Source organism: Streptomyces sp. NPDC056600 (genome assembly GCF_042792855.1).
GTDB lineage: Bacteria > Actinomycetota > Actinomycetes > Streptomycetales > Streptomycetaceae > Streptomyces.
In genome coordinates this window covers 17,210-42,982 of record NZ_JBHTVQ010000013.1, presented here as the reverse complement: position 1 = coordinate 42,982, position 25,773 = coordinate 17,210, and the positions used below count along the sequence as shown (strand labels likewise).

Here is a 25,773-nt window from a genome sequence, read left to right as displayed (position 1 = left end):
CTTCGCCACCGGACCGCCTACCGCGACCGTGGCGATCGGCCGGGACGGCGCAACTCCCGCCTGCGAACAGCTGATCGGAACGCCCCGTCAGCCGGGTCCCTACCCCGCAGCGCGGACGAGTGCACCCGAAGCCCGGCACTCAGCCCCCGACCAGGGCGACGAGCTTGATGAAGACCAGGTCGGGGTCGGTGGTGAGGTCCACGACCTCGTCGAGATCCTCGACCTGGCGGTCGCCGGCCAGCACGAAGAAGCCGTTGGCGAGGAACGCGCGCTCGGCGGTATCGGCCTGGCGCTCCCAGTCGATACGGCGAGGCTCCCGGAGGAGGTAGCCGTTCAGTTCCGTCTCCGCGTCGTCGGGGCGGACGAGACCGTTGAAGCGGTGGGTCGGATGCGCGTTGTGCCGAGCGACCTCCTCGCGGACCCGCAGCCTGATCAGCTGCCGTACGGTCATCGTCCCCGGGAGCCCGGTGACCTCCCACTCGGTGAGCGGCCTGCCCGCCGCGGTCTCGTCCCGGAACGTCACTGTGGCCATCAGGCACCTCGCTCGATCTGCGTGAGGATGGACTTGTCGGTGATCTCCGTGTCGGCGGCCAGCAGGAACGCCTTGCTGAGGATGAGCGAGAGCCGTTCGTCCTCGAAGGGCAGGAACACCGTGCCGACACCCTTGCCGCGTGAGGGGACGACGCAGAGGTAGCTGTTGTCCGGTTCCATCAGGATGTTGGCGGAACCGAGGTGGATCCGGTACGTCCGCAGGTCTCCCCGGACCACCAGGAAGCGGCCGTCGATCGAGCACCGGTCGGCGATCCGCAGGCGCGGCAGGATCCGTTCGAGGACGTCGCGACGCGCCTCGGCGCTCTCGGTGAGCTCGGCGAAGCCGGCCCGCTCCCAGTAGGCCCGTTCGCGGCCGCCGGCCGTCCAGTCGGGGTCGGCGGCGATCGAGGTGACGCCCACGAAGAGGTCCACGTCGCGCATGACCTCGCTGAACACCAGCGGCGGCACGTCGGCGAGCGGGGCCTGGCGCCAAGCGCCGTCCACGCGGCGGTCGAAGCGCACCTGGTCGGTCGAGGCGAGTTCGTCCTCGCCCGACCAGTCGGCCCAGGTGTGGAGGAAGCCGGCACGCCACTCCCCTGCCGCGAGGGTCCGTTGCGCCTCGTCGCTCCCCCCGCCGTCCCAGGGGCCGAGCAATGCGCTCTTCCATCCGCGGGCCCGGAAGAGGGCGAACATCCGGCGGTAGCGGACGAGGTGCGCGGCGAAGCGGTGGGAGTGGACGCGGGTCTCCTCCTCGGCCGGGGTGAGGCGGTAGATCTCGCGGAACGCCTGCTTGAAGGGCTGCCGGACGCACCGCTCGGTGATCAGGTCCCGCCAGGCGCGCACGGTCTCCGGCTCGGAGCGGATCGGGTGCCACAGGCGTACGGAGGCGTCCTCCGGGGCGTCGGGAAGGTCCTCTCCCGCTTCCGGGAGGACGGCCTGCCACTGCCCCGGGGACACCTCGATCTCCCAGATGAGCCGGCGCACCAGGGTCCTGGCGACGGGGTGCCCGGCCAGGTCGGTGCGCCACCAGCCGTAGGGGTGCACCGCGTCGACGCCGAATCCGCCCTCCAATGCCCGCACCAGCGTCGCCAGTTGGGCGTTGACCCGCTTGACCGTGTCGCGCAGCTCCTTGACCGGCGCGGGGTGGTCGCGCCGGACCGGCGCCGGTGTGGCGCGCAGCGGGCGGCCGCCCTTCTCCCAGGTGAGTGTGGCGGTGTCGGTGACCGTGACGACGGCCTGGTAGTCACCGACCGTCCGCCGCAGGACGCCCACCGCCGCCGAGCCGCCGACGGAGTCCGTCTTGAAGTCCTCCGGCGCCGGCAGCCGCAGGGCCACGTCGGTGCGTTCGGCCAGGGCCGCGTCGGCCTTCTTGAGCATCTTGTCGAGCTGCTTGGGCACGCCCGCGTGCCGGACGGTCCGGCGCACGGTGCGCAGGGCCGTCAGCAGCTCGGGCGTCGGGAACTCCTGTGCGGCGCGCACCACTTCGTACAGGAGGGCTTGAGAGGGGAGGGTCCTGGCGGCCGTGGGCGCGAGGGAGACGCCGGGCAGCAGCCGCTCGAACAGCTCCGGCAGCCAGGGCTCGTCGCGTTGCAGCGCCACGCGCAGGGCCTGTCCGAGCGTGGTGACCTCGCGGTCCGTGAACGCCTTGTCCGCCCGGTAGGGGATCCGGCCCTCCCGGACGGCGTCGGTGCGGTCGGCCGCGGCTTCCAGCGCGCGGCGGGCGAACGCCGCGTAGGCGGGGTTGTCGGCCGATCTGCGCCAGGCGTGGACGGACGTCGGGGTCGGCCGGTCGTCCCGGTCCGCCACGGACGCCGAAACTCCTCGGGGCAGGGCGGAACCGGCGACGACGGCGATCTCCTCCGCGACGATCGTGTCCACGTTCCGGGACAGGTGTTCCACCGCCAGGCGCAGTTCCTCCTCGCCGGTGAAGTGGGCGAGGGCGAGGAACGCGTACGGCTGGCGCAGTGTGTCCTTGCTCAGCCAGAGCCGGACCAGGGCACCGGCCGGTCCGGACACGTCGGGCAGAGGTCCGGTGCAGTTCTCCAGGGCGTCGAGGCCCCAGGCGAGGTCCACCCAGCCCCGCTGCTCGTACCGTTCAGCCAGTGCTTCGAGCATCTCGCGGCAGGCGGCGGGCGTGAAGCGGGGCCGGCGCTGCTCGGCGGCCTGCTCCACCGCGAGGCGGACCGTTCCTGTCCTGGGGGCCTCCAGGGCGGCCACCCGCTGGGCGGCGGCGAGCAGGCCGCCGAGCTCCTCGTCGGACACCTGCGAGAGGTCGACACGCCGGTGCAGCTCCTCCGGCGGGACGCCGGCGTCGGTCAGGGCGCGCATCAGTCGGGCTGCGAGGTCCATCAGGCGTCCCTCCCGATCTGCCGGAGGATCGTCCCGTCGGTAATCTCGGTGTCGGCGGCCAGCAGGAACGCCTTGCTGAGGATCAGGGAGAGCCGTTCGTCCTCGAAGGGCAGGAACACCTTGCCGGCGCCCCTGCCGGGTGAGGAAACGACGCACAGGTACGCGTCGTTCGGCGCCATCAGGATGTTGGCCGAGCCCAGGTGGATCCGGTACGTCCGCAGGTCTCCCCGGACCACCAGGAAGCGTCCGTCGATCGAGCACCGGTCGGCGATCCGCAGGCGCGGCAGGAGGCGTTCCAGCGTCTCACGGCGGACCTCGGCACTCGCCGTCAGGGCGCCGAAGGTGGCCGTCCGCCAGTAGCCGCTCCAGCGGTCCTCGCCCCGGTCGCTCCAGTCGGGGTCGGCGGCGATCGAGGTGACGGCCACGAACAGGTCGACGTCCCGCATCGCCTCGCTGAACACCAGCGGGGGCACCTCCGCCAGCGGCACCTCGCGCCGGCGCCGCCCCTCGCGCCGCTCGAACCGCACCTGGTCGGTCGCGGCGTGGTCGGTCGCGTGGTCGCCGCCGTCGCCGGCGGGCTCGTGGTGGAAGCAGGCCCGCCACTCGCCGTCGCCGAACTCGCCCCACGCCTCCCCGTCGTGACCGCCGTCGTAGGGGCCGAGGAAGTTGGCCTGCCAGCCGCGCTCCTTGAACAGCGCGTAGAGCCGGGGGTAGTGGACGATGTGGGCGGCGAACCTGTTGGAGTAGAGGCGGGTCTCCTCCTCCGCCGGGGTGAGCAGGTAGATCTCCCGGAACGCCTGCTTGAACGGCTGCCGTACCTGTTCGGCGACGAGGAGTTCCCGCCACGCCCTGATCTCCTGGGCCGACGCCAGGATCGGATGCCACAACCGGACGCGCACGGGCTCGCCCTGCGGCTCGGCCGCCGGGGCCGCCGCACGCCAGGCACCGTCCGCGTCCTGGAACTCCCAGATCAGTCCGCGGACGACCGTCCCGGTGACCGGGTGGTCGCGGTAGTGGCGGCACCACTCGTCGTACGGCCATTCACGTCCGGCCGACATCAGCGCCTCGAGGCGGGACCGCTCCGCCGACAGCGTCCCCCGCACCTCCTTGGCCAGGGCCTTCACCTCCCGCAGCGCCTCCGGGAAACCGTCCTTGACCGCCGCGGGGGCCGTACGGGAGGTCCGGCCGTCGGGAGCCGTGAAGGTGAGCCGCACCGTCGCCGCGTCCTCCACCGCCACACGCGCCCGGTGTCCGCCCAGCATCCGCTCGATCGACCCGTCCGGCGCCAGACCGTGGGCGGGCACGCTCCGTTCGACGAGCTGCCCCTGCGTGATCCCCTGCCGTGCGGCGGCCGTCGTCAGGGCCGTGCCGATCTGCTTGCGCAGGGCCCGGTGCCTGATCTGGGACCGCAGGCGCCACAGGACTTCCAGGGCGGCCGGATCGTCGACCTCGGCCAGCGCGTTGATCGCCGCGCCCGCGAGCTTGAGGTCCTCGGCCACGTCGGTCCGGGGGCCGCCGGCCCGCAGGGCGAGCGCGCCGAGGTGGGGCACGGCGGCCGGTCCGCCCGCCAGCGCGCCCGCCCAGACGAGGCCCCGGGCCAGATCCCCGTCGTTCTGGTGCACGAGGTAGTGGTAGTGGTAGTCGTCGGGCATCCACCCGTTGTGCGTGCCGCGCCTCCTGCTGCACAGCGGCTCGTCCTCGGCCAGCGTCCGCAGGATCCCGGTCACCAGTTCGCCGGCCGACGCCGCCTCCATGAGGGTGCGGCAGATCCGCCGCCACCGCTGCGAGGGGCGTGGTCCGGACGGAGCCACGAGGTGCTGGACGAGCTCGGCCAGCTCGGGCGTGGGCCGCGCCTCGGCGCGGTCACGCAGTGCGGCGGCCCACGGGGCGTGCGGCGGGATCAGTCCGTCGGGTATGAGCGCCCTGTCCACGCGCGCGAGCAGTGCGCGCAGCCGCTTGCCGAGCGGTCCGCGCAGGTGCGCGGGCGCCTCACCGCTCATCAGCCTGGTGTGGGCGAGGCGCAGCTGGGGGGCGAGGGCACGGCAGCCGTCGGCGTCGAGCTGCTCGGCCGCGTCCAGGGCCGGCCCCAGGGGGCCGCCGGACCAGTAGTCGATGGCGGTCGCGGTGACGCAGGACAGCATCACCGCGACCTCCTCCGGGTTCCAGCCCCGCACCCGCCTCATCACGGTCCCGAGCTCTGCCTGGTAGTCCCGGGATCGGGGGATGTCGCAGCGGGACGCCTGCATCAGGCACAGGGCCGCGGCCCTGCCCTCCGCGTCCGAGCAGGCCGCCAGCCACCCGTCGATCGCGTCCTGGTTGGCCGCGCGGACCACCAGGATGCGGTCGTACTCCCCCGCCCCGCGCGACGCGGCGAAGGCGTCCCACTGCGGTTCCGTCCGTCGACGTTCCAGGAGGTCGACGAGATCGCGGGCGCGGTCGAGGGCCTCGGTCCTGACGTCGTCGAGCGGGTCGTTGCGGCGGGCCTGGACGGCCAGGGCTTCGTGCAGCATGACGGGATGATGGCAAGGGGGACTGACAACGGGGCCGGTCACGCGGGCAGGTGGCCGAGCGTCCCGCCGTGATCTTCCTCAGGGGCGGGGCAGCAGCACCTCGAGGGCGCCGGTCTCGGTGTCGTAACTGCGCAGGGTGGTGAGCCGGACCGGCAGCGGCGGCGCGGGCAGCAGATCGTGGACCCGCCGGCCGGCGAACGCGCCGGGCCTCCGGCTGCGTCCCAGGGTGACGTGCGGGGACCAACGCCCGGGTGCGTGCAGGGGGTTGAGCGCCTGGGGCGGACTGTCCGCGGTCACCGCCTCCCACACCCGGCGGTGCAGGCCGGCCAGCGCGTCGTCGCGGTCCAGGGCCCAGGCGAGCACCGAGGTGGGGCGTTCGAAGCGGACGACCCCGGTGAACCGCACCGGCAGCGGCAGCGCGGCGGCCACCTCGGCGAGCTCCCAACGGATCGGGGCGGTCAGCTCCGGGCAGGTGGCCAGGGTGAGGTGCGGGCTGTTGGTCGGCGACCGGTGGCGCGCCTGACTGGGCAGCCCCGCGTCCGCGAGCCGCCGCCATGCCTCACGGACCGCAAGGTCCGCCGACTCGTCCAACAGAAGCTCGACCGTGCGCACCACCGCAGGGTACCCATGGGGTACTCACGGGGCCGGCACCCGTCCGTCCCGCACCACGGGGCCCGGCCGTCCGGGCGGTGCCGGTGGCCTCACTCCTTGTGCGGCGGCCAGAAGTAGTACGAGTCGAAGGGGCCGCCGCTCACATGGACGAGTTGGACGAATCCTGCGGCGACCACCTCGGGTGAGCCGAGGTTCCTGGCGTCGACGCAGATGCCGTTCACCTTGTACTCGGGCTCCAGACGCGACCGGAGGAAGCCCGCCGGGTCCGCCGTCAGCGCCTCCCGGTCCTCTTCACGGACCTCGACCTGGAAGATCTCGAGGACCTGCCCGGTGTGCTTGCCCTTCCGCGTCACTGCGGTCATGCCGTTGCTCCTTCTGCTGCCGTGCTGACGGTGGCCCCCTCTCATCCTGAGCCCGCGTGCCGGGAGGGCAACTCGTGCGGAGGCGTCCCTGGACCGGGCGAGTGACGCTCGGAGGGTGCGGCGAGGAGAGCGGAGCGGCCGCGCGGGGCGCGCCGCCGCTCCGCCCGTGGCGGCCGAAGCGCGGCCCGCGCCGCCCCGTGCCAGGCTGGCTTGGTCAACGATCTGCGGAAGGGAATCCTCGCCATGATCACGAACGACTTCGTCCCCGGTTCCCCCTGCTGGCTCGACCTCGGCGCCCCCGACGTGGGTGCCGCCGCGGCCTTCTACGGCGCCGTCCTCGGCTGGGACTACGAACCCATGGGCGCAGGCGGGGGCGGCCAGGACGCCGAGGCCATGGAAGGCGGCATGTTCCGCAAGGACGGGAAGATCGTCGCGGGGCTCGGCAAGCTCACCGAGAAGGGCGCCCGGTCGGCCTGGATGATCTACTACTGCGTCTCCGACGCGGACGCCGCCACCCGGACCGTGGAAGGTGCGGGCGGCACCGTGCGGGTGGCGCCGACCGACCTCGACGAGTGGGGCCGGATGGCGCAGTACAGCGACCCCCTGGGGGGACAGTTCGCGGTCTGGCAGCCGGGCGCCGACAAGGGCGTCGAGCTGGTGGACCAGCCGGGTTCGCTGTCCTGGACCGAGCTGTACACGACCGACGCGGCGGCGGCCAAGGAGTTCTACGGCACCGTCTTCGGCTGGCAGTTCAGCGACATGGCCATGCCCGGTGGTGGCGGCACGTACACGATGATCACACCCGCCGGGCTCCCCGAGGAGCGCATGCACGGCGGCCTGATGGAACTCGGCATGGAGAACCTCGGCCTGGCGCACGGCCGGCCGTACTGGCACCCGGTCTTCAACGTCACCGACTGCGACGCCGCGGTCGCCCGGGTCACCGAGAACGGCGGCACCGTGCAGATGGGGCCCGAGACCGCGGAGGGCGTCGGCCGGATGGCCGTCTGTCTCGACCCGTCGAACGCGGACTTCGTCCTGCTCACCCCGTCGGAGAGCTGAGCCCGGCGCACAGGACCGGCAGCCGGCCGTCGGCCTGAGCCGGAACGGGGAAGCGGCGGCGCCCAAGCCCTCGCGCCCCTGGCCCCGCACCTGGTGAGAGCCCCATTCACATGCGTGCCCGCCCCCGTGGCGCACCGGCCTCCCGTGTGGTGCGCCCTGTGGGTAGGATCCCGCGAGCGCGGCAGCCCGGTCGGGGGTGACGGCTACAGCTGGAAGGGCTGCCATGATGTCCCGTTTGCGTGTGGTGCGCGCCTTCGTGCTGCTCATCGGCTTCTTCCTGCTGGGGTTCGTCCTGCTGGCCGCCCTCGGAGCACTGGACTGGCTCCTGCTGACGCGGGCGGCCGCCGGTGCTCGGACGTCGTTGGCCCAGGGCGGGGCCCTCACCGCCTCCCTGCTGCTGGCCGTGGCGATCGTTCAGGGCATGCTCGCCTTCCTGCGGGCCGGGCGCCTCAGGAAGGAATGGGACGCGATCGCGGTGACGCCCGACGCCCAGCCCGAGCTGTGGGCACTGGTCCGGGCCGCCGCCGAGGCGACGGGGGAACAGCCGCCCGACGAGCTGTACCTCGACACGCAGGTGAACGCCGCCGTCTCCGAGGCGAGCCGGATGCTGGGCCTGCTGCCCGGACGGCGCCGGATGCGCATCGGCGTGCCGTTGCTCGTCGGCATGACCGTCCAGCAGCTCCGCGGCGTGCTGGCTCACGAGTTCGGCCACTACGCCAACCTGGACACCCGGCTCGGGAGCGTCATCATGCGGGGCCGCGCGGCCGTGCTGCACACCGTGGACGTCTTCGGGCGGACCAGCACCTGGTTCCACGAGGCGGTGGGCATGCTGTACGTCAGGTACGCCCACCTCTACCTGCGCACCTCGCAGGCCGTGGGACGCGAACAGGAACTCGCCGCCGACCGGACGGCGGCGCGGCACGCGGGCCGGGACGCGACCGCCTCGGCACTGCGCGCCCTGCCCGTGCTCGACGCCGCCTACGAGCACTACCTGACCGCCTACGCCGGGATCGGCGAGCCGGTGGGGACCCTCCCTCCGCGGGGTGAGGTGTACGGCGGATTCCGCCGGATGATGGAGGGCCGCTCCGCCGAGGACCTCGCCGAACTGTCCGCCGGACAGACCCCGCCGCGGCCCCACGAGTACGACTCTCACCCTCCGATCGCCGAACGCGTCGCCCTGATCGAGGCGTTGCCCGCGGACGGCAGGACCGCCGAACCGGACGACGCGAGGTCCGCGCTCACCCTCCTGCGTGAGGCGGACGCCGTGTTCACGGCGCTGGAGGCCTGCACGCTGGGACCGGCGGATGCCGCGGTGCCTCGGGCGAGTTGGGACGATCTCGTCATGGCCCGCGCCGTCGCCGAGGCCCAGGAGGAGTCCCGGCCGCTGCAGGTCGCCACGGCCAGGGCGCTGCGGGCGGAGTCGGCCGACGACCGCGCCGGCAGACCGGCCGGCCCTGTCGCGGACGACGCGCTGCCCGGCCTGGAGGACGTGCTGGACGCCGTCGACCGGGGTCTGCTCTGGATGGAGATCGCCGACCGCATACCCAAGCCCCAGCAGGCGTCCTGGCTGACCGGGGCCTCCGCCCGCAACTTCGTCCGGCCCTCCGTCTTCAACGGCCTCGCCGGTCTGGTCCATCTGCGCCTGGTCCGGGCCGGGCAGGTGACTCCCGACCTCGCCTGGTCGGGCCACAGCCCGGGCCTGGCCCTGCCCGGGGAGTGGGCGCGGCACATGGACGAGGCCCTCGACGCGGCCGTCGCCGACACCCCCGACACCGCGCTCCTGCGTTCCCTGCTGGCCGGGGTCGCGTCCGAGGTCGTCCGGTAGCCGAGGCGTCGTGGGGTCGTCAGGCCGTGGGGCCGTCAGGTCGTGGCGTTGCTTAGTTGTCGCGTTGTCGAGTTGTCGATCTTTGGGCGACCACCTTGGCGCGCGGGTGTCCTGGCCTCGACGCAACTCGACCGCAGGTCTCGGCATTCGGGCCGCCCTTGACCCCCCTCGCTCCTGGATGCCAATCTCTCGCTCATGCCGTGGACCCCGTTGACCAGCCGCCGAGTGGTTGACTTCATGCTCATCGCCACCAGCGCGTGTCGCTGCTGCTGACGGTTCCTCCCGTCGACCGTTCTGATCGGTCGATCGCCGGCTTCCGCTGACCCGTCCATCGCGTTCGCCCCGCCCCTCCCGTCGTCCGGCTCCTTACGTCCGTCCGGGCCCGTGGGTGACGGCGCCTGCCTGCCGCGAACTTCGGTAACGCTTCCTCCGGTTCGCACCGCTGCCGCCGCGTGCTCCCGCACGCTCACCGGGGCGGCGTGAATCACCGCGTCATCGATGATCCCGGCGCGATGCCGCGTTCCGGTCGCCTCCACCGCAGGGCACGGCGCGTCCTTCGGCGAGCCGCGGATCGCGGTTCCGCGTACGCGACGGCTCCTCCCCCGCACCGCCCGTCGCGGGCGCGCCGCGGCCTGCGCGTCCCCCCTCGCGCCCCCTCCTGGCGGCTCGCGCCGTCACCGAAGGCATGCCCGCGCACGAAGCCGCTCGGCTCCGTTCCACTCCACCAGCACCCACACCGAACAGGTCACCGACATGAGCTACCTCTGGTACATCCCCAACCAGATCGAGCCGGGCCACCGAGGCGACGACACCGGCCAGGACCAGGGCTGGGGCACCCTCGACCACTCCACCGATCTGGCCCGCACCGCCGAGAGGCACGGCTGGGAGGGCGCGTTGCTGGGCACCGGCTGGGGCCGCCCCGACACGTTCACACTGGGCGCCTCCCTGGCCGCACGGACCACGACCTTCAAGCCGCTGATCGCCGTGCGGCCCGGCTACTGGCAGCCCGCGCACTTCGCGAGCTCCGCCGCCACACTCGACCACCTGACCGGCGGCCGCGTGCTGGTCAACATCGTCAGCGGCCTCGACAACCTCGCCGCCTACGGCGACCACCACACCGATCCGGCGAACCGGTACGCGCGCACCCGCGAGTTCCTCCAGCTGGTCCGACGCCTGTGGACCGAGGAGAGCGTCACCTACCGGGGCGAGCACTTCGCCGTCGAGAACTCCACCGTGGTGCCGCACCCCGACGGCTACCCCGACCGGCACCCCACCCTCTACTTCGGCGGCGCGTCCGAGCCCGCCGAGCGGGTGGCCGCCGCGGAGGCGGACGTGCAGTTGTTCTGGGGCGAGCCGCTGGAAGGCCTGGCCGAGCGCATCGAGCGGCTGCGGAAGCTGGAGGCCAAGGTGGAACGCCGGCACCAGCCGCTGGAGTTCGGTCTGCGCATCACCACACTCGTCCGCGACACCACCGAGGAGGCGTGGCGGGACGCCGAGGCCCGGGTGGCCGCCATGGCGAAGCGGGGCCTGGACGGTCCCGTCCGGGCCGTCGGAGGCGAGCGCGGGGCCGCGGTGGGCCAGCAGCGGCTGCTCGAACTCGCCGAGCGCGGCGACGTCCTCGACGCCTGCCTCTACACCGCCCCGGGCAGGGTGGGCGGCGGCGGAGCGGGGACCACCTGGCTGGTCGGTTCGGCCGACGACGTGGCCCAGGCGCTGCAGCGCTACCGGGAGCTCGGCATCTCGCACTTCGTCCTCTCGGACACTCCCTACAAGCAGGAGATCATCCGCGTCGGCGACGAACTGCTGCCCAAGCTGCGCGCTCTCGAGAGCACGTCGGCCCACGCCTGAACCGCACCCCCGGCCCCCTTTCTTCCCCTCTCCCCTCCCCTCCTCTCCTGAAAGCGAGCCTTTGCGCATGACCCTCACCGATTCCCCGACGGTCAACCGGGCGGGCGCCCGCTACGGTGACCCGGACTTCGTCCTCGGCGCGACCTCGCCGGTCATCGAGCAGCAACTGCGCCACCGTTCGGTGCGCGCGTTCCTGCCGGCCCCCGTCACCGAGGAGGAGCTACGGGCCGTCGTGGCCGCGGCGTCATCGGCGTCGACGTCCTCGAACCTCCAGGCCTGGAGCGTCATCGCGGTGACCGACCCGGCGCGCAAGCGGCGGCTGTCGGACCTGGCCGCCCGGCAGGAGTTCATCGCCGAGGCCCCGTTGTTCCTGGTGTGGGTGGCCGACCTCGACCGCAACCACCGTCTGGCGGAGCGCAACGGCAAGCCCCTCGACGCCACGGTCTACCTGGAATCCACCCTGCTCGGTGTCATCGACGCCGCGCTGGCCGCCCAGAACGCGGTCGTGGCGCTGGAGTCGCTCGGCCTGGGATCGGTCTTCGTGGGCGCGGTGCGCAACCACGCCCAGGAGTTCGCCGACGAGCTGGGCCTGCCGCCGCACAGCGTGGCCGTCTTCGGGCTCGCGGTCGGGCACCCCGACCCCACCGAGGAGGCCGGCGTCAAGCCGCGCCTCCCCCAGACCGCCGTCCTGCACCGCGAGACCTACAACGCCCCCGAGGCCGACGCCGATTTGCCGGCGTACGACGAGCGGCTGGCCGCCTACAACCGCGCCCACGGGCTCACCGGCGCCTGGACGGAGCGGGTCCTGGCCCGGCTCGCCGGCGCCGCCTCCATGGCGGGACGCGACAGGCTCCGCGGCATCCTCGAACGCCGCGGTCTGCCCTCCCGCTGATCTTCCGGCAGGCGAGGCCGGCCCACCAAGCGGCAGCACCGGCGACCCGCGGCCGGCGACCAGCGACCAGCGACCAGCGACGACATCAGTAACGAGAGTGAGCACACGATGAGCGAGCAGTACCCGCACTACGAGAACGTCTTCAAGGCGGCCGACACCCGCTACGACTCCTTGCCCTACCGCCGCACCGGACGGTCCGGGCTCCACCTGCCGGCCGTCTCGCTGGGGCTGTGGCAGAAGTTCGGCACGGACTACTCCTACGACACGCAGCGCGACATCATCCTGCACGCCTTCGACCTGGGCATCTCCCACATCGACAACGCCAACCGCTACGGCCCGCCCCACCGCGCTGCCGAGCAGACCTTGGGACGTGTGCTGCGCCGGGAGCTGGCGCCCTACCGCCACGAGCTGATCCTCTCCAGCAAGGCCGGCGGCGTCTTCGGTCCGAACCCCAACCTCCGCGGTGGCGGCCGCAAGGCGCTGCTGACCTCGCTGGACCTGAGCCTGCGCGACCTCGGCACCGACTACGTCGACATCTTCTACCACCACAGGCCGGACGAGACGACGCCGCTCGAGGAGACCGCCGCCGCGCTCGCCACGGCCGTCAGGTCGGGCAAGGCCCTGTACGTCGGCATCTCCAACTACGCGCCCGACCGCGCCGAGGCCATCGCCCGGCTGCTCCGGGCCGAGGGCGTGCCGCTGCTCATCCACCAGCCGCGCTACTCCCTCTACGACCGCGGCATCGACCGCGACGGGCTCGCCGACCTGGCGATCGAGGAGGGCTTCGGCCTCATCGTCTACTCACCGCTGGCCCAGGGCCTGCTCACCGACAAGTACCTCGAGACCATCCCGGACGGCGCCCGCGCCCGGAACAGCGACTTCCTCAAGCCCGAGCAGATCGACGAGACCTACCGGCACCGCACGGCCCGGCTCGACAAGCTCGCCCGGGACCGCGGTCAGTCGCTGGCCCAGCTCGCTCTCCAGTGGGTGCTGCGCAACCCCGCGGTCACCTCGGCGCTGATAGGCGCCAGCTCCACGGAGCAGCTCGACCACAACTTGCAGGCGCTGAGCGGCCCGGAGTTCACGGACGACGACCTCGCCGTGATCGAGGAGTTCGGCGTCCACGGCACGGGCCTGCACGGCTGACGCACCCGGCCGGCACCGGGCCGGCACCGGCCGACCGGCGTGACGGGGCGGGCGCCAGGCGCCCGTCCCCTCCGTCCGGTGCCGGTCCGCTCACCGGCCAGGTGACGTCCCACGTCCACGACATCGCCGGCCGCCTCGTCGGGATGACCTCGGGCAGCCGTGCCATCACCTTCGCGTACGACCCGGAGACCGGACGCTACACGGCCCCCGACCCCGCTGGGTCGCGGGCCTGCGCCCAGCCCCACAGCCTACGTCGACAACCCGCAGACCTGGTGCGACCCGCTGGGGTTGGCCCCCTACAAGAACCAGCTCCCCGACGGGCTGGAAAGGGAACTGGCGCAGGCGGAGGCGCTCGGCGTGCGCCCGCTCAGAGTCGGCGACGCGGGCTTCGACGAAGCCGTCAATTCCGGAACCCTCAAGAGGGTGGTCGACGAGAACGGCGAACTGCTGGTCATGCCGAAGACCGTCGACGGCATAGAGTTGAAGCACCCCGTGCTGACTCGTGGCGGTGACGTGCACGCACCAGGGGAGGCGGACATAGCCGGTGGTGACGGCAGTTACTTTCGGGCTCGAGATCAACAACAACAGTGGTCACTACCGCCCTCCCTGGAGAGCCTGCGGAAAGGACGCCTTTGAACGCGCCGGAATCCCTTTCTCCTGAGAACGGGCAGGGCGGAGCGGAGGACATGCGGAACGTGGACCTCAGCCTGGTCCCGCTCGAGCGTCTGGAACGTCTCGCCGCGAGGCCTGCGGGCGTCCGCCCGGAGGACCAGATCTGGGAGGCCCTGCGAGAACTGTGCACGACCCGGATGGGCCGGGCGGACCTCGGCGAGGCGGTCCGGCTGCGCTGGGCCCGGCTGGCCGCCACGGCCGTCACCCGCAAGTACGCCCACGCGCCCGACGACGACGCCAGGAAGCACGTCGACGTCGTACGGCTGAGGGCAGCCTCGATCAAGGCTCTGGGTCCCGAACCCGGTGATCCGGACAGGGATCCGGAGCTCCTGTTCCGGTACCTGACGGAGAAGTGCGCGATGACCTACGACGAGGTCGCCGCCGAGACGCCGCGGTGGCGTGAGCTTCCCACGGCGGAGATTCTGCGGCTGAGAAGAGTCAAGAACATGCTCACAGCCGCACTGGGGGTCGAACAGCATCTGCCCAGCGGCAGTCCGGTGAGAGCGGCAGCCGAGAAGTGGCTGGCCCTGCTGCCGGATCTGCCCTGAGCTCCGTCGTGCCTGACGGTCCGCGGCTTCCCTGTCGCCGGTGGGCGGGGCTCCGGGCCGGCCGGAGCCCCGCCGACGGTCAGCTGGTGGGGAAGGAGTCCGCGGTGCTGATGCGGCTCTTCAGCAGAGCCCCGGACTCGGTCAGCACGCCGCTGCTGCTGTAGTCGCTGCCGTTGCAGGTGCCCGGCTTGAACGCCGCGCTGCCCTCATCGGCGTCGGAGTACGTCCAGTTCGCGTAACTGATCTTGTGCCGGTCGAGGAGGTCCAGCCAGGCCGTGGTGCTGGCCCGGTCCACCGCTCCGCCGCCGGTGTAGGTCACCGTGCCGAACTCGGTGACGAACAGCGGGAGCCGGGTGGCCGCCCGGTTCACCACGGTGCGGTAGCTGTCCGTGTGGCTGGCGGCGTAGAAGTGGAACGCGTACATGATGTTGGTCGCGTTCACCGGGTTGTTGACGATCTCGCTCTCGTCGGCGCCGTCCGAGACGCCGAGCGAGGACCAGCCACGGGTTCCGACGATGACGACGGCGTCCGGGTCGGCGGCCCGGATCACCGGGATGACCTGCTCCGCGTAGCTCTTGATGGTCGCCCAGCTCACCCCGTTGGGCTCGTTGGCGATCTCGTAGATCACGTTCTTCTTGGCGGCGTTACGGGTCGCGACGGACTTGAAGAACGTCTTGGCGCGCTCGAGGTTGTAGGTCGGGTCGCCGGGAGTCAGCGTGTGGAAGTCGATCAGCGCGTACATGCCGCGGGCCTCGGCCTGGTCGACGAGGCTGTTCACCTTGCTGGTGAACCCGGCCGGGTCGGTCTCGTAACCGTCCTCCTGCACGTACATGGCGGTACGCAGCAGGTCCGCCTTCCAGTCCTTCGCCAGCGCGTCCAGGGACGCGGTGTTGTAGCACTTGCTGAACCACTGCAGGCCGTGGGTGCTCATGCCCCGCAGCTGGATGGGGCGGTTGTACTGGTTGCACAGGTTCACGCCGCAGACGCGCAGCTGCCCGTTGACGCCCACGGGAGTTCCGTTCGCGGGCGGCGGGCTGGTCGGCGGGTCGGTGGGCGGCGGCGTGGTCGGGGACTGGTCCACGGAGCCCGTGCAGGCCACGCCGTTGAGCTTGAAGGACGTGGGCTTCGGGTTGGCGCCCGTGAAGGACCCGACGAAGCCGATGTCCGCCGCGGCGCCGGTGGCCAGTGTGCGGTTCCAGTCGACCGGGGCGGCGGTGACCGTGGAGCCGGACTGCGACAGGGTGGCGTTCCATCCCTGGACGAACTTCTGTCCCGCGTCGGGCCAGTCCCAGGTGAGCTTCCAGCCGGTGACGGAGTCGCCCAGGTTGGTGACCTTCACGCCGGCCTGGAACCCGCCCTGCCACTGGCTGGTGATCGTGTAGTCGACCTTGCAGCCGGTGGCGGCCGAGACCTGGGGAGCGCTCAGCGCTATGAGGCCCAGACCCGTCGCGCAGGTTGCCACTAAGGCTGTCAAGCGTTTCAAGGCATATCTCCTCGTGTGTGGGGGGAAGGGGGACAACGGGATGGGAGCGCTCCCAGAGCCCGCCGAGGCGAGACCGTACACCGGTGCGGTGATCTGCGTACAGATGTTTGACCGTCGAGTGCCCGGCCGTCGCGGAACGGCCGACGCGGCTGCCGCCGTGCGCTACGGGAGGACGATGTCGCGGCCGGGTCCGCCCGTGAGGACGTCCTTGCCCGAGCCGCCGAGGACCAGGTCGTCGTCGCCCTCGCCGTCCAGGGTGTCGTCGCCGGGTCCGCCGAGGACGACGTCGCGGCCGTCCCCGCCCATGGCGTGGTCGTCGCCCTGGCCGGCGTGCACGACGTCGTCGCCGCCGTACCCCTGGATCATGTCGTCGCCCCGGCCGCCCGACAGCCGCTGGTCGGCGTGGTCACCCATCAGGTCGTCCATGCCGTCGCCGCCGTACAGGGCGCCCGACCCCATGACCATGTCGTCCCCGGCGTCGCCCCGCGCCGTGCGCGCGGTGTGGGCGTGCAGTTCGTCGTCGCCGGGTCCGCCGCTGACGGTGCCGACCGCGGGGTCGAAGGCGGCGATCGTGTCGTCGCCGTCGCCGAGGAAGACGTCGATCCTGTCGGGGCGGGGGCCCTCGACGGGCAGTTCACAGACCACGGAGGTGAGGTCCTCGGCCCTGGAGTACGCGCAGTGGTCGCCCGGCTGGAGCGGGACCACGTCGCTGAAGCCGATCCGCCGGATCCCCTCGGCGGTGTACATGGAGAAGATCTGGAGGTTGTTGGCCTGGCCCGGAGCGGCGGTGAAGACGATCGACCGGCTGGCCCAGTCGGCGCCGACGCGCGCTTTCGCCTCCGCGGGGGCGGCGACTCCCGGACCGGTGGCGACACCCGTGGCGAGCAGGGCCACGGCGACCGCGCCGACGGTCACGCGGTGGAGGTTCACAGGTCCTCGTTTCGATGTGGGGGGCGGTGGATCGATCGAGCTGTCCGCGGGCGCGGGCATGCCCGGGGAGGGCGGGCCGAACGGCGCGACGGCCCCAGCGGGTCGACGGAGTCGCGACGGCCGCTCGGTGCCGCGGACCGGCCTGCGAGGGGACGGCGGTGAGCCGGCCGCCGGATGCCGGGCCACGGACTGCGGGCCGCGTGCGCACCAGGAGCAGGGAAGCCCCGCCGGGGCAGAGTGACCGCATGGGTCCCCTGCCCCGACGGGGCTCGGTCTGCCGGGCGGCGGGTTACCGGCGCCCGGCAGACCGGTGCCACGTGCGGCGTTCTTCAGCTCAGCTCAGCTAGCTCGGCTCAGGTGAAGTTGACGTCGCTGCACCACATGTAGGCCTGGTCGAGGTGCGAAGCCTGCCAGATCACGAACACGATGTGGTGGCCGCTGTAGCCGGAGGTGTTGACGTTGAACGAGATGTTCTGTGCCGGGGCGTAGCGGCCGGTCTGCGTGATGTAGTCGAGGTTGCCCCAGCCCAGGGTCTGGGTCTTGGGGTTGAACCCCTGCTTGCTCACGTAGACCTTGAAGTAGTCGGCACCGTGCGACGCCTGGTCGTAGAGCTGGACCGAGAAGTTGCTGCCGAGGTTGGTCATCTTCCAGGCGCCGGGCTTGTTCAGGCTCGCGTTCCTGGAGAGGTTGTTGCTGCAGAGCGTCCCGTCGGGGGTCCGCGCCTGGAACTGGCCGCCGAGGCCATCGCGGAGAGCGCTCATCCAGTTCCACATGGTGTCAGGGTTGGCCTGGAAGGCCTGATAACACATGGGGTCTTCGGTCTGCATGGCGGGGTTGGTGTGGTTGCTACCCCACTTCTGCCAGCACTGGTACGCGCGGGTGGCAGGACCGACAATGGTGCCGTGAGCCTGGGCGGGGGCCGACCAGGCCAGCGCGCCGGCGACCACGGCGAACAGCATGACCAGCGCCTGGAGAGGTCGTCGGAGAGCCGACCGGGACCGCCCGGCTAACGGAAGCTGTGTGCGCATGTGGGGGGAACTCCTTCCAATTGGATGCACTGTGGGAGCGCTCCCAGCGTTACGACACATGAACGAAATGTCAATGGAGCAAACAAAATTGGTTGCAGAAGCAGCGGTGAACAGGGAGTTGTCGTCCTCGGCCTCTGCCGTGGGCGGGGGCTGGGGCTCCGCTCCCCCGCCCCACGTGCCGCGGACCGCGTGCGGGATCTTCACGGGCAGCGCCTCGTCAGCACCGTCCGGGCCGACGCGGGGAGGCCGCGGTGGCCTTCGGCACCACGACGACGTGGACCGGCCACAACGGCTTGATGTGCTCGAAGGCCGGATCCGGCGGGTTTCGGCCAGGGCGATTCCCGGGTCTCTCCTCATAGGACCTCGCCGCGGGAGAAGTCCTTTCCCGTGGATGCACGGCACGGCAGGGCGTGCGGCGAAGACGGCCGGCACGGTGTCAGGAGATGAGGCGAAGTGACCGCTGTGGTGCTCGTCCACGGCCTGTATCACCGACCTGAGCACTTCACCCTGGTGGCGAGATGTTTGCGGTCGAAGGGAATCGAGGTCGTCGTTCCCGAACTGCACCGGGGCTCGCTGACAGCCGACACGGCCGCGGTCCAGGCCGCCGTCGACGGATTGCGGCAGCCTCCGCTCGTGCTCGGTCACTCGTACGGAGGGTCGGTGATCACCGGGGTCCGCGGAGCGCGGCACCTGGTGTACCTGGCGGCCTTCGTCCTGGATGCCGGCGAGAGCGCGGCCGCCTGGGGCGGATCGTCCCGGCAGTTCCAGGACGCCGTCGTCCAGGAACCCGACGGCTCCACCAGCCTGCGCCCCGAGCGGGCGGCCGGCCCCCTGTACGGCGACTGTCCCGAACCGCTCGCCGCCTGGGCGGTCGGCCTCCTGCGGGCACAGGCCCCCGGCTGTGGGCGAGGGGTCCCGGAGTACCACAGCTGGCAGCGCACTCCCAGCACCTACGTCGTCTGCGCGCTGGACCGGGCTGTCGCCCCGGACGTACAGCGGACGATGGCCTCGCGCTGCACCGAGGTACGGGAGTGGCGGACCGGCCACTCCCCGTTCGTCGGGCGTCCGGAACTGATCGTCGGCCTCGTGCGGGAGTTGCTCCCCGACGCCCGTGTCGCACCGCCCGGTGGCGCTCCGGCCTAGACTCGCCCGGCGGCAACACTCGTCGGCGCCAGGCGGCCTGAAGGGAAGTGCGTTCCGTGCCCACCTACGACAACCCGGTCATCAGCGGATTCCACCCCGATCCCAGCGTGTGCCGGGTGGGTGACGACTACTACCTGGTGTGCTCCAGTTTCGAGTACTTCCCCGGGCTGCCGCTCTTCCACAGCAAGGACCTCGTTCACTGGGAGCAGATCGGCAACGTGCTCGACCGCCCCGCCCAGCTGCCGCTGCCGCTCCCGGGCGCCAAGGCGTCCGGTGGCCTGTACGCTCCCACGATCCGTCACCACGACGGTCGATTCTGGGTCGTCAACACCAACATCGACGGCGGCGGCAACTTCGTCGTCTCGGCCGAGCGGCCCGAGGGTCCGTGGAGCGACCCGGTGTGGCTGGATCTGCACGGGATCGACCCCGATCTCGCGTGGGAGGAGGACGGCACCTGTTGGTGCGCCTTCTCCGGGCCCGCGGGAGGCATCAACATGGCCAGGATCGACCCGGTCGGCGGGAAGGTGCTCGAGGGGCCGTTCCCCACCTGGTCGGGCAGCGGTCTCAAGTTCCCCGAGGCACCGCACCTCTACCGCATCGGCGACTGGTGGTACCTGCTGATCGCGGAGGGCGGCACCGAACGCGGCCACAGCGTGTCCGTCGCCCGCGGCCGTTCGCCGCGTGGCCCCTGGGAGGACGCGCCGGCCAACCCCCTGTTGTCGCACAGCGGCACCGGCCGCCCCATCCAGAACACCGGGCACGCCGATCTGGTGCGGGCTCCCGACGGCAGTTGGTGGATGGTGCTGCTCGGCGTCCGGCCCCGCGGCTTCACCCCCGACGTGCACGTGCTCGGCCGTGAGACGTTCCTGACTCCGGTCGAGTGGGACGCCGAGGGCTGGCCCGTCGTCATGCCCGTCCCCGAGAGTCACGCGGCACCGGACGGCGCCTGGCACCCCGTGGCGGAGCCGCCTGCTCGCGACGACTTCGACGGGTCCGTTCTGGCTCCGCACTGGATCTCGCCGTTCGCCCGCCCCGAGGGCTCCTGGTCGCTCACCGAACAGCCCGGCCGGCTGACCCTGCGGGCCACCGGAACCACGCTCGACCGCCCTGGCTACACCTTCGTGGGCCGCCGCCAGCAGCACCATGACTGCCGGGCCGGTGTGTCGATCGATCCGGGCACGGGACGCGGCGGACTGGGCGTGCGTCTGGACGAGGCCCACCACTACGAACTGGAGGTCGGCGACGGACAGGCGGGGGTCGTCGCCCGGATCGGCCCGCTGCGCCAGACCGTCGCCTCCCGGCCGGTCCCGCCCGGACCGCTGACCCTCACCGTCACGATCCGGACGTCCGATCTCGTCCCCGCGTCGCCCGAACTCACCGACGGCGGGACCACCGGCCCGGACACCCTCGCCTTCTGGGTCGGTGATCCCGGCACCGAGGGCGCCAGGCCGCTCGCCGAGCTGGACGGGCGCTATCTGTCCACGGAGGTCGCCTGCGGATTCACCGGACGCGTCATCGGCATGTACGCCACCCAGGGTGTGGTCGCCTTCGACTGGTTCGAGTACGCGCCTTCCTCCGCGCCCTCCTTCTGAGACGCGGAGGAAGGTCTCCGGCCCGGGGCGGGCGGCGTTCCCCGTCCCCGCCGGGTACCGCGCCCCGCCCCAGGTCGTGGCCCCCGGCGCAGGCGCCCGTGACGGCCCCGCCCCCCGTCCCGCACGGATCACCGGCTGGATAGCCTGTCCGTATGTCCCCCCGACCCGTCGGCTCGCGTCCGACCTTGTCACTGGTCGCCGAGACCGCCGGTACGAGTGTCCCCACCGTGTCCAAGGTGCTGCGCGGCGGAACCGACGTCTCGGCCGAGACACGGGCGAGGGTGATGGAGGCCGTCCAGGCGGTCGGCTACACCCGCCGGGGCGGGGCCAAGATCGAGAGTGAGCGGGACGAGAGCGGTCTGTCCAACGTGCTCACCCTGGTGGTCACCCACTTCGAGGGCTCCTGGGCCAATCTGGTGACGGCCGGAGTCGGGCGCGAGGCGGCGGCCGCCGGACTGGACGTCGTGCTGACGCTGGCCGAGCCGCACACCGACTGGGTGACGCGGGTCCTCAGAAGGCGCGGCATCGGCACCGTCGCGATGCCGGTCGACCCCAACTCGCGGCACCTGCACGCCCTCTACGCGGCAGGCGCCCCCGTGGTGCTGATCGACCCGATGAGCAAGCCGCCGGCCGGAGTGGCGAGTGTCGGCGTGGCGAACTGGGACGGGGGCCGCATGGCCGCCGAACACTTCCTGTCCCTCGGCCACGTACGGCTGGGGGTCGTCGCGGGTCATGCCCGTCACCTCTACAGCCGGGCGCGCGTCGACGGCTTCCGGGCGGCTGCCGAGACGGCGACCGGGGGCGGGACCACGGTGTCCGTGGCGCACGGCGGGTGGGACCGGGCCAAGGCGACCGCCGCCACCCACACCTTGCTGGACAAGGACCCGGGAATCACCGGCGTCTTCGCGTGCTCGGACACCATGGCACTCGGCGTCTACGACGCGCTGGCAGCTCGTCGGCTGCGCGTGCCCGAGGACATCGGTGTGATCGGCTTCGACGACCTGCCCGAGGCGCAGTGCGTCACCCCTGGGCTGACGACCGTCCGGCAGCCGAGCGCCGAACTGGGCGCCGCGGCGGTACGGCTCCTGCTCGACCTGTCGCGGGGCGGGGCCGGCGGATCCCGCCGCCCGGTCGGCATGGAACTCGCCACCGAGTTGGTCGTCCGCGCCTCCTGCGGCCGTGCCCCGTCCTCCGCGGCGCCTCTCGCGTAACGGCGCGCGGCGGAGGGAAGGTTCCGGGGCGCTGCCCGGCCGCAATCCCCGTTCCCGCCTCACCGCACGGCGGCCGGTGACCGCCGTGCGCGAGTCGTACGCCGCCTCAGCCCTTGGCGGCAGCGGCGGTCGTGTCCTTGGGGATGTCGGCGCCGGTTCCCTTGCCTGCCATCAGGTTCACGACGGCGGTGTTCATGGCGTTGCCCACGTTCTGCCCGTACACGGTGTCCAGGAACATCATCGTGTAGGAAGCCTTGTTGAAGGCCTCGAGCGCCGAGACGTTGTAGGACTCGGTGACGACGTCCTGGGCGTCCTTGTTCACCGGGATCGTGAAGAAGGCCTTCGCGTAGGCCTTCTGCTGGTCCTTCGTGACAAGGAACTGGAGGAAGCCGAAGGCCTCCTTCGGGGCGTCCTTGGACAGGGAGTAGCCGCCACCGCCGCCCATCAGGGCGGTCGGGTCGCCCTCGCCGCCTTCGACCGCGGGGAAGGCGAACCACCCCAGGTCGGGGAGCGACTTCTTGTCGGGGGTCAGGCCGGCGATCACACCGGGCTGCCAGGTGCCCATGAGTTCCATGGCGGCCTTGTGGTTGGCGACCATGCCCGCCGACGATCCCGCTCCCTGCTGGGACGGGGTCGTCAGGAAGCCCTTCTGGAAGGGCTCGGTCTCGAGGAACTCCTCCAGGTCCTCACCGGCCCTGGTCCAGCACGGGTCGTCGAACGTGAGCGACTCGGCGGCCTTGTCCATGCTGTCCCGGCCGCACTGGCGCACGGCGAAGTTGTAGTACCAATGTGCGGCCGGCCAGGCGTCCTTGGCCCCGACCGCGATCGGCGCGACGCCGCTCTTCTTCAGCTTCGCGACGGCGTCCTCCAGCTCCGCCATCGTCTTCGGGGGCGCGGTGATGCCGGCCTTCTCGAAGAGGTCCTTGCTGTAGTAGATGCCCTCGGGCTGCGTGTCGGTCGGCATCGCGTAGACCTTGCCGTCGATCGTGTTGCCCGCGACGGCCGCCTCGCCCGTGTTCGCCCGGTCGGCGGCGGTGAGCTCCAACTCCTGGACCTGGCCCGCCTCGACCATGGCCCGCATCTTGCCGCCGCCGCGCTGGAGGAAGATGTCCGGCGCGGTGTCGGAGTTGAGGGCGGTCTGGAGCTTTCCGTCGAAGTCCTCGTTCTGGATCGCCTGAAGCTTGATCGTCACGTTCGGGTGCAGCGCGTGATACTCCTTCACGGCGGCCTTGAAATAGTCGTCGCCGGGCCCGGGCATGGCGTTCTCCCAGAAGGTCAGCGTGACCTTGCCTCCGGACGAAGCCTCGCCGTCGGTGTCGCCGCCGCCCGCGCAGCCGGTGGCGACGAGGGCTATGCCCAAGCCCACCGCCGCGGCTGTCTCCCAGCGTGTCTTCCTCGTCATCGTGGAACTCCCTGATCCGTCGCCATGGAGACCACAAGCCGCAGTTTTTGCGCAAACTAATGGCCGTCCGTCAAGTCGCCGCAATGTCTACCGCGTTGAACCATGCGGGTACTACCCAAAGTTTGCGCAGATTGCTGAATTGTTACTGGACCGGGCAGTGACGGCGTCCCATGCCTTGACACCGTTTTCGGCGGCTCCCTAGGGTGCCCGGAACCGCTCGCTCAACCCGCCCCCTGAACCGCTCGCGGAGCACCCTCGCCCTCGCCCCCGCCTCGCCCCCGGCAGCAAAGGACCGTCTCCACCATGCGGATCGTCGTTCCCAGCCGCCCGACGGCTCGGCTCTCCGACGCCTGGCGTCACAGCGTGGGCACGGGCCGGATGGACCTCGCGCTGCGGCGTGACTACCAGGACTCACTCGACCTCGTGCAGCGGGAGATCGGGTTCCGGTTCATCCGCGGGCACGGCCTGCTCAGCGACGGGATGGGCATCCACCGGCCCTACCAGCACGCCGGCGGGCGGCACGTACGCCACGCCTTCACCTACCTCGACCAGGTGGTGGACGCCTACCTGGAGAAGGGCGTCGCGCCCTTCCTCGAGCTCGGTTTCATGCCGTCCGGGCTCGCCTCCGGCGAGGAGACCGTGTTCTGGTGGAAGGGGAACGTCACTCCCCCTCGCGACGAGAAGGAGTGGGCGGACCTCGTCCGCGCCGTCCTCGGACATCTCGCCGACCGCTACGGCCTGGACCAGGTGCGCCGCTGGCCGGTCGAGGTGTGGAACGAGCCCAATCTGGCGCCGTTCTGGGCCGCCGACCAGGAGGCGTACCACCGGCTGTACGAGGTGACCGCGCTGGCCGTCAAGGACGTCGACGCCGAACTCCAGGTCGGCGGGCCTTCGTTGGCACCCGGGTATGAGGACGAGTGGATCCTGCGCTTCGCCGAGTTCGTCGAAGGACGTGACGTTCCCATCGACTTCGTGAGCCGCCACGCCTATGCGTCCGGACCCGAACAGCACGTGCCGTTCGGAACGCACCAGACCCTCATGCCGGCCTCGGCGCTGCTCGAGCAGTTCGGCGCTCCGCGCAGGCAGTTGGCGGGCACCGGCCTCGCGGACCTGCCGGTGCACATCACCGAGTTCAACTCCTCCTACCGGCCGGACAACCCGATCCACGACACCGCGTTCCACGCGGCCTACCTCGCCCCGGTCCTGGCCGGTGGCGGCGACCACGCGGACTCCTTCTCCTACTGGACCTTCAGCGACGTCTTCGAGGAGACGGGCATCCCCACCGCTCCCTTCCACGGCGGCTTCGGACTGCTGACCCACCGCCAGATCAAGAAGCCCACCTACCACCTGTACGCGTTCATGGCCGAGATGGGCGCACACATCCTTGCCCGGGGCGAGGACCACCTGGTGACACGGCACGACGACGGCAGGGTCACCGTGCTGGCGTGGGCGCCGGCCGACCCGGCCGGCGGCGAGCCCGTCGGCGGTCACACGGTCCGGCTGTCCCTGCCCGTCGGCGCGCCGGGGGCCCGCGGGTCCGCCTACGCGCGCCGGCTCTCCGTGAGCGAGGACGCCGGCAACGCATGGGCGGCCTGGTGCGAGATGGGACGGCCACTCGCGCCGGGCCACCGCCTGCTCGACGCGCTCCGCGAGGCGGCCGAACCCGCCCGTTCGCACCGGAGCGTCCCCGTCGCCGGAGGGCGGGCGGACGTGGATCTGGTCCTGGGCCGCAACGAGGTGACGCTGCTCGAGCTCACCCCGGTCGTCGACGAGACGCCGGCATGGTGGCGTGACGACCGCCTCTTCGGCCGCGGCGCCGAGGATGCCGAGGCTCCCGGGGTGTGACGCCCGCCCCCCTTCCCGGGGGCCCGCCGCCCCCGGAAAACTCGGGGGAGCGGACGGCCGCGCGCTGCTACGGTCGGCCCCATGAGCTGGCTGCCCGAAGACTTCGTCCATCCTGTACGGGTACCGCTGCCGGACGGCGGTCATCATCTGCGCCCGATCCGGGAGACGGACACCCCGTTGGACTATCCGGCGGTGATGGGTTCGCGCGAGCGGCTGTGGGACCTCTACGGCCCGGCCTGGGGCTGGCCCGCCGCCACCATGACCTACGAGGCCGACCAGGCCGACCTGTTGCGGCACGAGAAGGAGATCGCCGCACACGAGTCCTTCAACTACGCACTGTTCGACGCTGCTGAGACGGCTCTGCTCGGCTGCGTCTACATCGACCCGCCGGAGAGGTCCGGCGCGGACGCCGAGATCTCATGGTGGGTGGTGGACGAGCTCGTGGGCAGCAAACTCGAGCAGGAACTCGACGCACTGGTGCCGCGGTGGATCACCGCCGGGTGGCCGTTCCAGCGACCCCGCTTCGTCGGCCGCGAGATCTCCTGGCAGGAATGGCTCGCTCTGCCGGAGCACTCCGACACGTAAGGGACCGCCGCCGTCCCCCTTCCTCCGGTCCCTGACTCGCGGCGGTGGGAAACCGCCGGCCGGCCGCAGACGTTCGCGTCCACCCTGCGCATCGTCGCCCGCGCGGGACGACCGCCCAGGGCCGCGTGAGGATGCTCCACCCGGACGGGCACGACGCGGGCACGGGCCCGGAGGTGTGGACCGCGGTGGCCGGCGGTACC

The 25,773-nt window shown here is 71.8% G+C and carries 21 protein-coding genes; 12 read left to right on the top strand and 9 right to left on the bottom strand.

The window, feature by feature from the left end:
• Positions 1–139: 139 nt before the first annotated feature.
• The 5 genes from ACFRAV_RS09580 to ACFRAV_RS09560 all read right to left on the bottom strand — a co-directional run bounded on the left by ACFRAV_RS09580 (position 140) and on the right by ACFRAV_RS09560 (position 6,364).
• Positions 140–532: a hypothetical protein gene (locus ACFRAV_RS09580; protein ID WP_382553137.1), complete on the bottom strand. Its 393-nt coding sequence runs from the start codon at positions 530–532 to the stop codon at positions 140–142.
• Positions 532–2,880, bottom strand: coding sequence for a DUF4132 domain-containing protein (locus tag ACFRAV_RS09575; protein WP_382553136.1), 2,349 nt, complete (start codon positions 2,878–2,880; stop codon positions 532–534). The genes ACFRAV_RS09580 and ACFRAV_RS09575 overlap by 1 nt, the downstream gene beginning before the upstream one ends.
• Positions 2,880–5,390, bottom strand: a complete 2,511-nt coding sequence (locus tag ACFRAV_RS09570; protein ID WP_382553133.1) for a DUF4132 domain-containing protein — start codon at positions 5,388–5,390, stop codon at positions 2,880–2,882. The genes ACFRAV_RS09575 and ACFRAV_RS09570 overlap by 1 nt, the downstream gene beginning before the upstream one ends.
• Before the next feature lie 78 nt (positions 5,391–5,468).
• Positions 5,469–6,002, bottom strand: coding sequence for a 2'-5' RNA ligase family protein (locus tag ACFRAV_RS09565; RefSeq protein WP_382553131.1), 534 nt, complete (start codon positions 6,000–6,002; stop codon positions 5,469–5,471).
• Positions 6,003–6,091: 89 nt separating this feature from the next.
• Positions 6,092–6,364 carry a hypothetical protein gene (locus ACFRAV_RS09560; protein ID WP_382553129.1) on the bottom strand — a complete coding sequence of 91 codons (273 nt, stop codon included), beginning with the start codon at positions 6,362–6,364 and terminating at the stop codon, positions 6,092–6,094.
• A gap of 243 nt (positions 6,365–6,607) precedes the next feature.
• Between ACFRAV_RS09560 and ACFRAV_RS09555 the strand changes: the two genes are divergently transcribed.
• From ACFRAV_RS09555 to ACFRAV_RS09525, 7 genes are all read left to right on the top strand, one after another.
• Positions 6,608–7,423 (top strand): VOC family protein, encoded by an 816-nt coding sequence (locus ACFRAV_RS09555; RefSeq protein WP_382553127.1) that lies wholly within the window; start codon positions 6,608–6,610, stop codon positions 7,421–7,423.
• Between the two features lie 226 nt (positions 7,424–7,649).
• On the top strand, positions 7,650–9,248 hold the full coding sequence (locus ACFRAV_RS09550; RefSeq protein WP_382553126.1) for a M48 family metalloprotease: 1,599 nt from the start codon (positions 7,650–7,652) through the stop codon (positions 9,246–9,248).
• Positions 9,249–10,001: 753 nt separating this feature from the next.
• Positions 10,002–11,096, top strand: a complete 1,095-nt coding sequence (locus tag ACFRAV_RS09545) for an LLM class flavin-dependent oxidoreductase (RefSeq protein ID WP_382553124.1) — start codon at positions 10,002–10,004, stop codon at positions 11,094–11,096.
• A 67-nt stretch (positions 11,097–11,163) separates the two neighbouring features.
• Complete coding sequence (locus ACFRAV_RS09540) at positions 11,164–11,988, top strand: NADPH-dependent oxidoreductase (protein WP_382553123.1); 825 nt, start codon at positions 11,164–11,166, stop codon at positions 11,986–11,988.
• Positions 11,989–12,096: 108 nt separating this feature from the next.
• The gene (locus tag ACFRAV_RS09535; RefSeq protein ID WP_382553121.1) at positions 12,097–13,134 is read left to right on the top strand and encodes an aldo/keto reductase; all 1,038 of its coding nucleotides are present in this window, start codon (positions 12,097–12,099) and stop codon (positions 13,132–13,134) included.
• Positions 13,135–13,422: 288 nt separating this feature from the next.
• Positions 13,423–13,770 (top strand): hypothetical protein, encoded by a 348-nt coding sequence (locus ACFRAV_RS09530; protein WP_382553118.1) that lies wholly within the window; start codon positions 13,423–13,425, stop codon positions 13,768–13,770.
• Between the two features lie 50 nt (positions 13,771–13,820).
• A complete protein-coding gene (locus ACFRAV_RS09525) occupies positions 13,821–14,354 on the top strand; it encodes a hypothetical protein (protein ID WP_382553117.1) in 534 nt (177 codons plus the stop codon).
• A gap of 79 nt (positions 14,355–14,433) precedes the next feature.
• Here ACFRAV_RS09525 and ACFRAV_RS09520 read toward each other — a convergent pair whose 3' ends face one another.
• The 3 genes from ACFRAV_RS09520 to ACFRAV_RS09510 form a co-directional block, all read right to left on the bottom strand.
• On the bottom strand, positions 14,434–15,837 hold the full coding sequence (locus ACFRAV_RS09520; RefSeq protein ID WP_382553115.1) for a cellulase family glycosylhydrolase: 1,404 nt from the start codon (positions 15,835–15,837) through the stop codon (positions 14,434–14,436).
• A 162-nt stretch (positions 15,838–15,999) separates the two neighbouring features.
• On the bottom strand, positions 16,000–16,767 hold the full coding sequence (locus tag ACFRAV_RS09515; protein ID WP_382553113.1) for a calcium-binding protein: 768 nt from the start codon (positions 16,765–16,767) through the stop codon (positions 16,000–16,002).
• Positions 16,768–17,120: 353 nt separating this feature from the next.
• A complete protein-coding gene (locus tag ACFRAV_RS09510; protein WP_382553112.1) occupies positions 17,121–17,726 on the bottom strand; it encodes a lytic polysaccharide monooxygenase in 606 nt (201 codons plus the stop codon).
• 522 nt (positions 17,727–18,248) lie between these two features.
• Here ACFRAV_RS09510 and ACFRAV_RS09505 point away from each other — a divergent pair.
• From ACFRAV_RS09505 to ACFRAV_RS09495, 3 genes are all read left to right on the top strand, one after another.
• Positions 18,249–18,938 carry an alpha/beta hydrolase gene (locus ACFRAV_RS09505; protein WP_382553109.1) on the top strand — a complete coding sequence of 230 codons (690 nt, stop codon included), beginning with the start codon at positions 18,249–18,251 and terminating at the stop codon, positions 18,936–18,938.
• Positions 18,939–18,994: 56 nt separating this feature from the next.
• Positions 18,995–20,530, top strand: coding sequence for a glycoside hydrolase family 43 protein (locus ACFRAV_RS09500; RefSeq protein WP_382553107.1), 1,536 nt, complete (start codon positions 18,995–18,997; stop codon positions 20,528–20,530).
• A gap of 152 nt (positions 20,531–20,682) precedes the next feature.
• Positions 20,683–21,741 (top strand): LacI family DNA-binding transcriptional regulator, encoded by a 1,059-nt coding sequence (locus tag ACFRAV_RS09495; protein WP_382553104.1) that lies wholly within the window; start codon positions 20,683–20,685, stop codon positions 21,739–21,741.
• Between the two features lie 106 nt (positions 21,742–21,847).
• Here the strand turns inward: ACFRAV_RS09495 and ACFRAV_RS09490 are convergent, their stop codons facing one another.
• The gene (locus tag ACFRAV_RS09490; RefSeq protein ID WP_382553101.1) at positions 21,848–23,143 is read right to left on the bottom strand and encodes an ABC transporter substrate-binding protein; all 1,296 of its coding nucleotides are present in this window, start codon (positions 23,141–23,143) and stop codon (positions 21,848–21,850) included.
• Positions 23,144–23,446: 303 nt separating this feature from the next.
• Between ACFRAV_RS09490 and ACFRAV_RS09485 the strand changes: the two genes are divergently transcribed.
• Together ACFRAV_RS09485 and ACFRAV_RS09480 are read left to right on the top strand one after the other, a co-directional pair.
• Positions 23,447–24,988, top strand: coding sequence for a xylan 1,4-beta-xylosidase (locus ACFRAV_RS09485; protein ID WP_382553099.1), 1,542 nt, complete (start codon positions 23,447–23,449; stop codon positions 24,986–24,988).
• An 81-nt stretch (positions 24,989–25,069) separates the two neighbouring features.
• Positions 25,070–25,573 carry an N-acetyltransferase gene (locus ACFRAV_RS09480; RefSeq protein WP_382553096.1) on the top strand — a complete coding sequence of 168 codons (504 nt, stop codon included), beginning with the start codon at positions 25,070–25,072 and terminating at the stop codon, positions 25,571–25,573.
• The last annotated feature ends 200 nt before the right edge of the window (positions 25,574–25,773 follow it).

Bases quoted from the DNA above. Each gene is read 5' to 3' on its own strand.
- ACFRAV_RS09485 (WP_382553099.1), top strand. From the start codon at position 23,447: ATGCGGATCGTCGTTCCCAGCCGCCCGACGGCTCGGCTCTCCGACGCC.
- ACFRAV_RS09540 (WP_382553123.1), top strand. From the start codon at position 11,164: ATGACCCTCACCGATTCCCCGACGGTCAACCGGGCGGGCGCCCGCTAC.
- ACFRAV_RS09490 (WP_382553101.1), bottom strand. From the start codon at position 23,143: ATGACGAGGAAGACACGCTGGGAGACAGCCGCGGCGGTGGGCTTGGGC.
- ACFRAV_RS09570 (WP_382553133.1), bottom strand. From the start codon at position 5,390: ATGCTGCACGAAGCCCTGGCCGTCCAGGCCCGCCGCAACGACCCGCTC.
- ACFRAV_RS09575 (WP_382553136.1), bottom strand. From the start codon at position 2,880: ATGGACCTCGCAGCCCGACTGATGCGCGCCCTGACCGACGCCGGCGTC.
- ACFRAV_RS09580 (WP_382553137.1), bottom strand. From the start codon at position 532: ATGGCCACAGTGACGTTCCGGGACGAGACCGCGGCGGGCAGGCCGCTC.
- ACFRAV_RS09555 (WP_382553127.1), top strand. From the start codon at position 6,608: ATGATCACGAACGACTTCGTCCCCGGTTCCCCCTGCTGGCTCGACCTC.
- ACFRAV_RS09510 (WP_382553112.1), bottom strand. From the start codon at position 17,726: ATGCTGTTCGCCGTGGTCGCCGGCGCGCTGGCCTGGTCGGCCCCCGCC.
- ACFRAV_RS09560 (WP_382553129.1), bottom strand. From the start codon at position 6,364: ATGACCGCAGTGACGCGGAAGGGCAAGCACACCGGGCAGGTCCTCGAG.
- ACFRAV_RS09525 (WP_382553117.1), top strand. From the start codon at position 13,821: ATGCGGAACGTGGACCTCAGCCTGGTCCCGCTCGAGCGTCTGGAACGT.
- ACFRAV_RS09535 (WP_382553121.1), top strand. From the start codon at position 12,097: ATGAGCGAGCAGTACCCGCACTACGAGAACGTCTTCAAGGCGGCCGAC.
- ACFRAV_RS09545 (WP_382553124.1), top strand. From the start codon at position 10,002: ATGAGCTACCTCTGGTACATCCCCAACCAGATCGAGCCGGGCCACCGA.
- ACFRAV_RS09495 (WP_382553104.1), top strand. From the start codon at position 20,683: ATGTCCCCCCGACCCGTCGGCTCGCGTCCGACCTTGTCACTGGTCGCC.
- ACFRAV_RS09480 (WP_382553096.1), top strand. From the start codon at position 25,070: ATGAGCTGGCTGCCCGAAGACTTCGTCCATCCTGTACGGGTACCGCTG.
- ACFRAV_RS09550 (WP_382553126.1), top strand. From the start codon at position 7,650: ATGTCCCGTTTGCGTGTGGTGCGCGCCTTCGTGCTGCTCATCGGCTTC.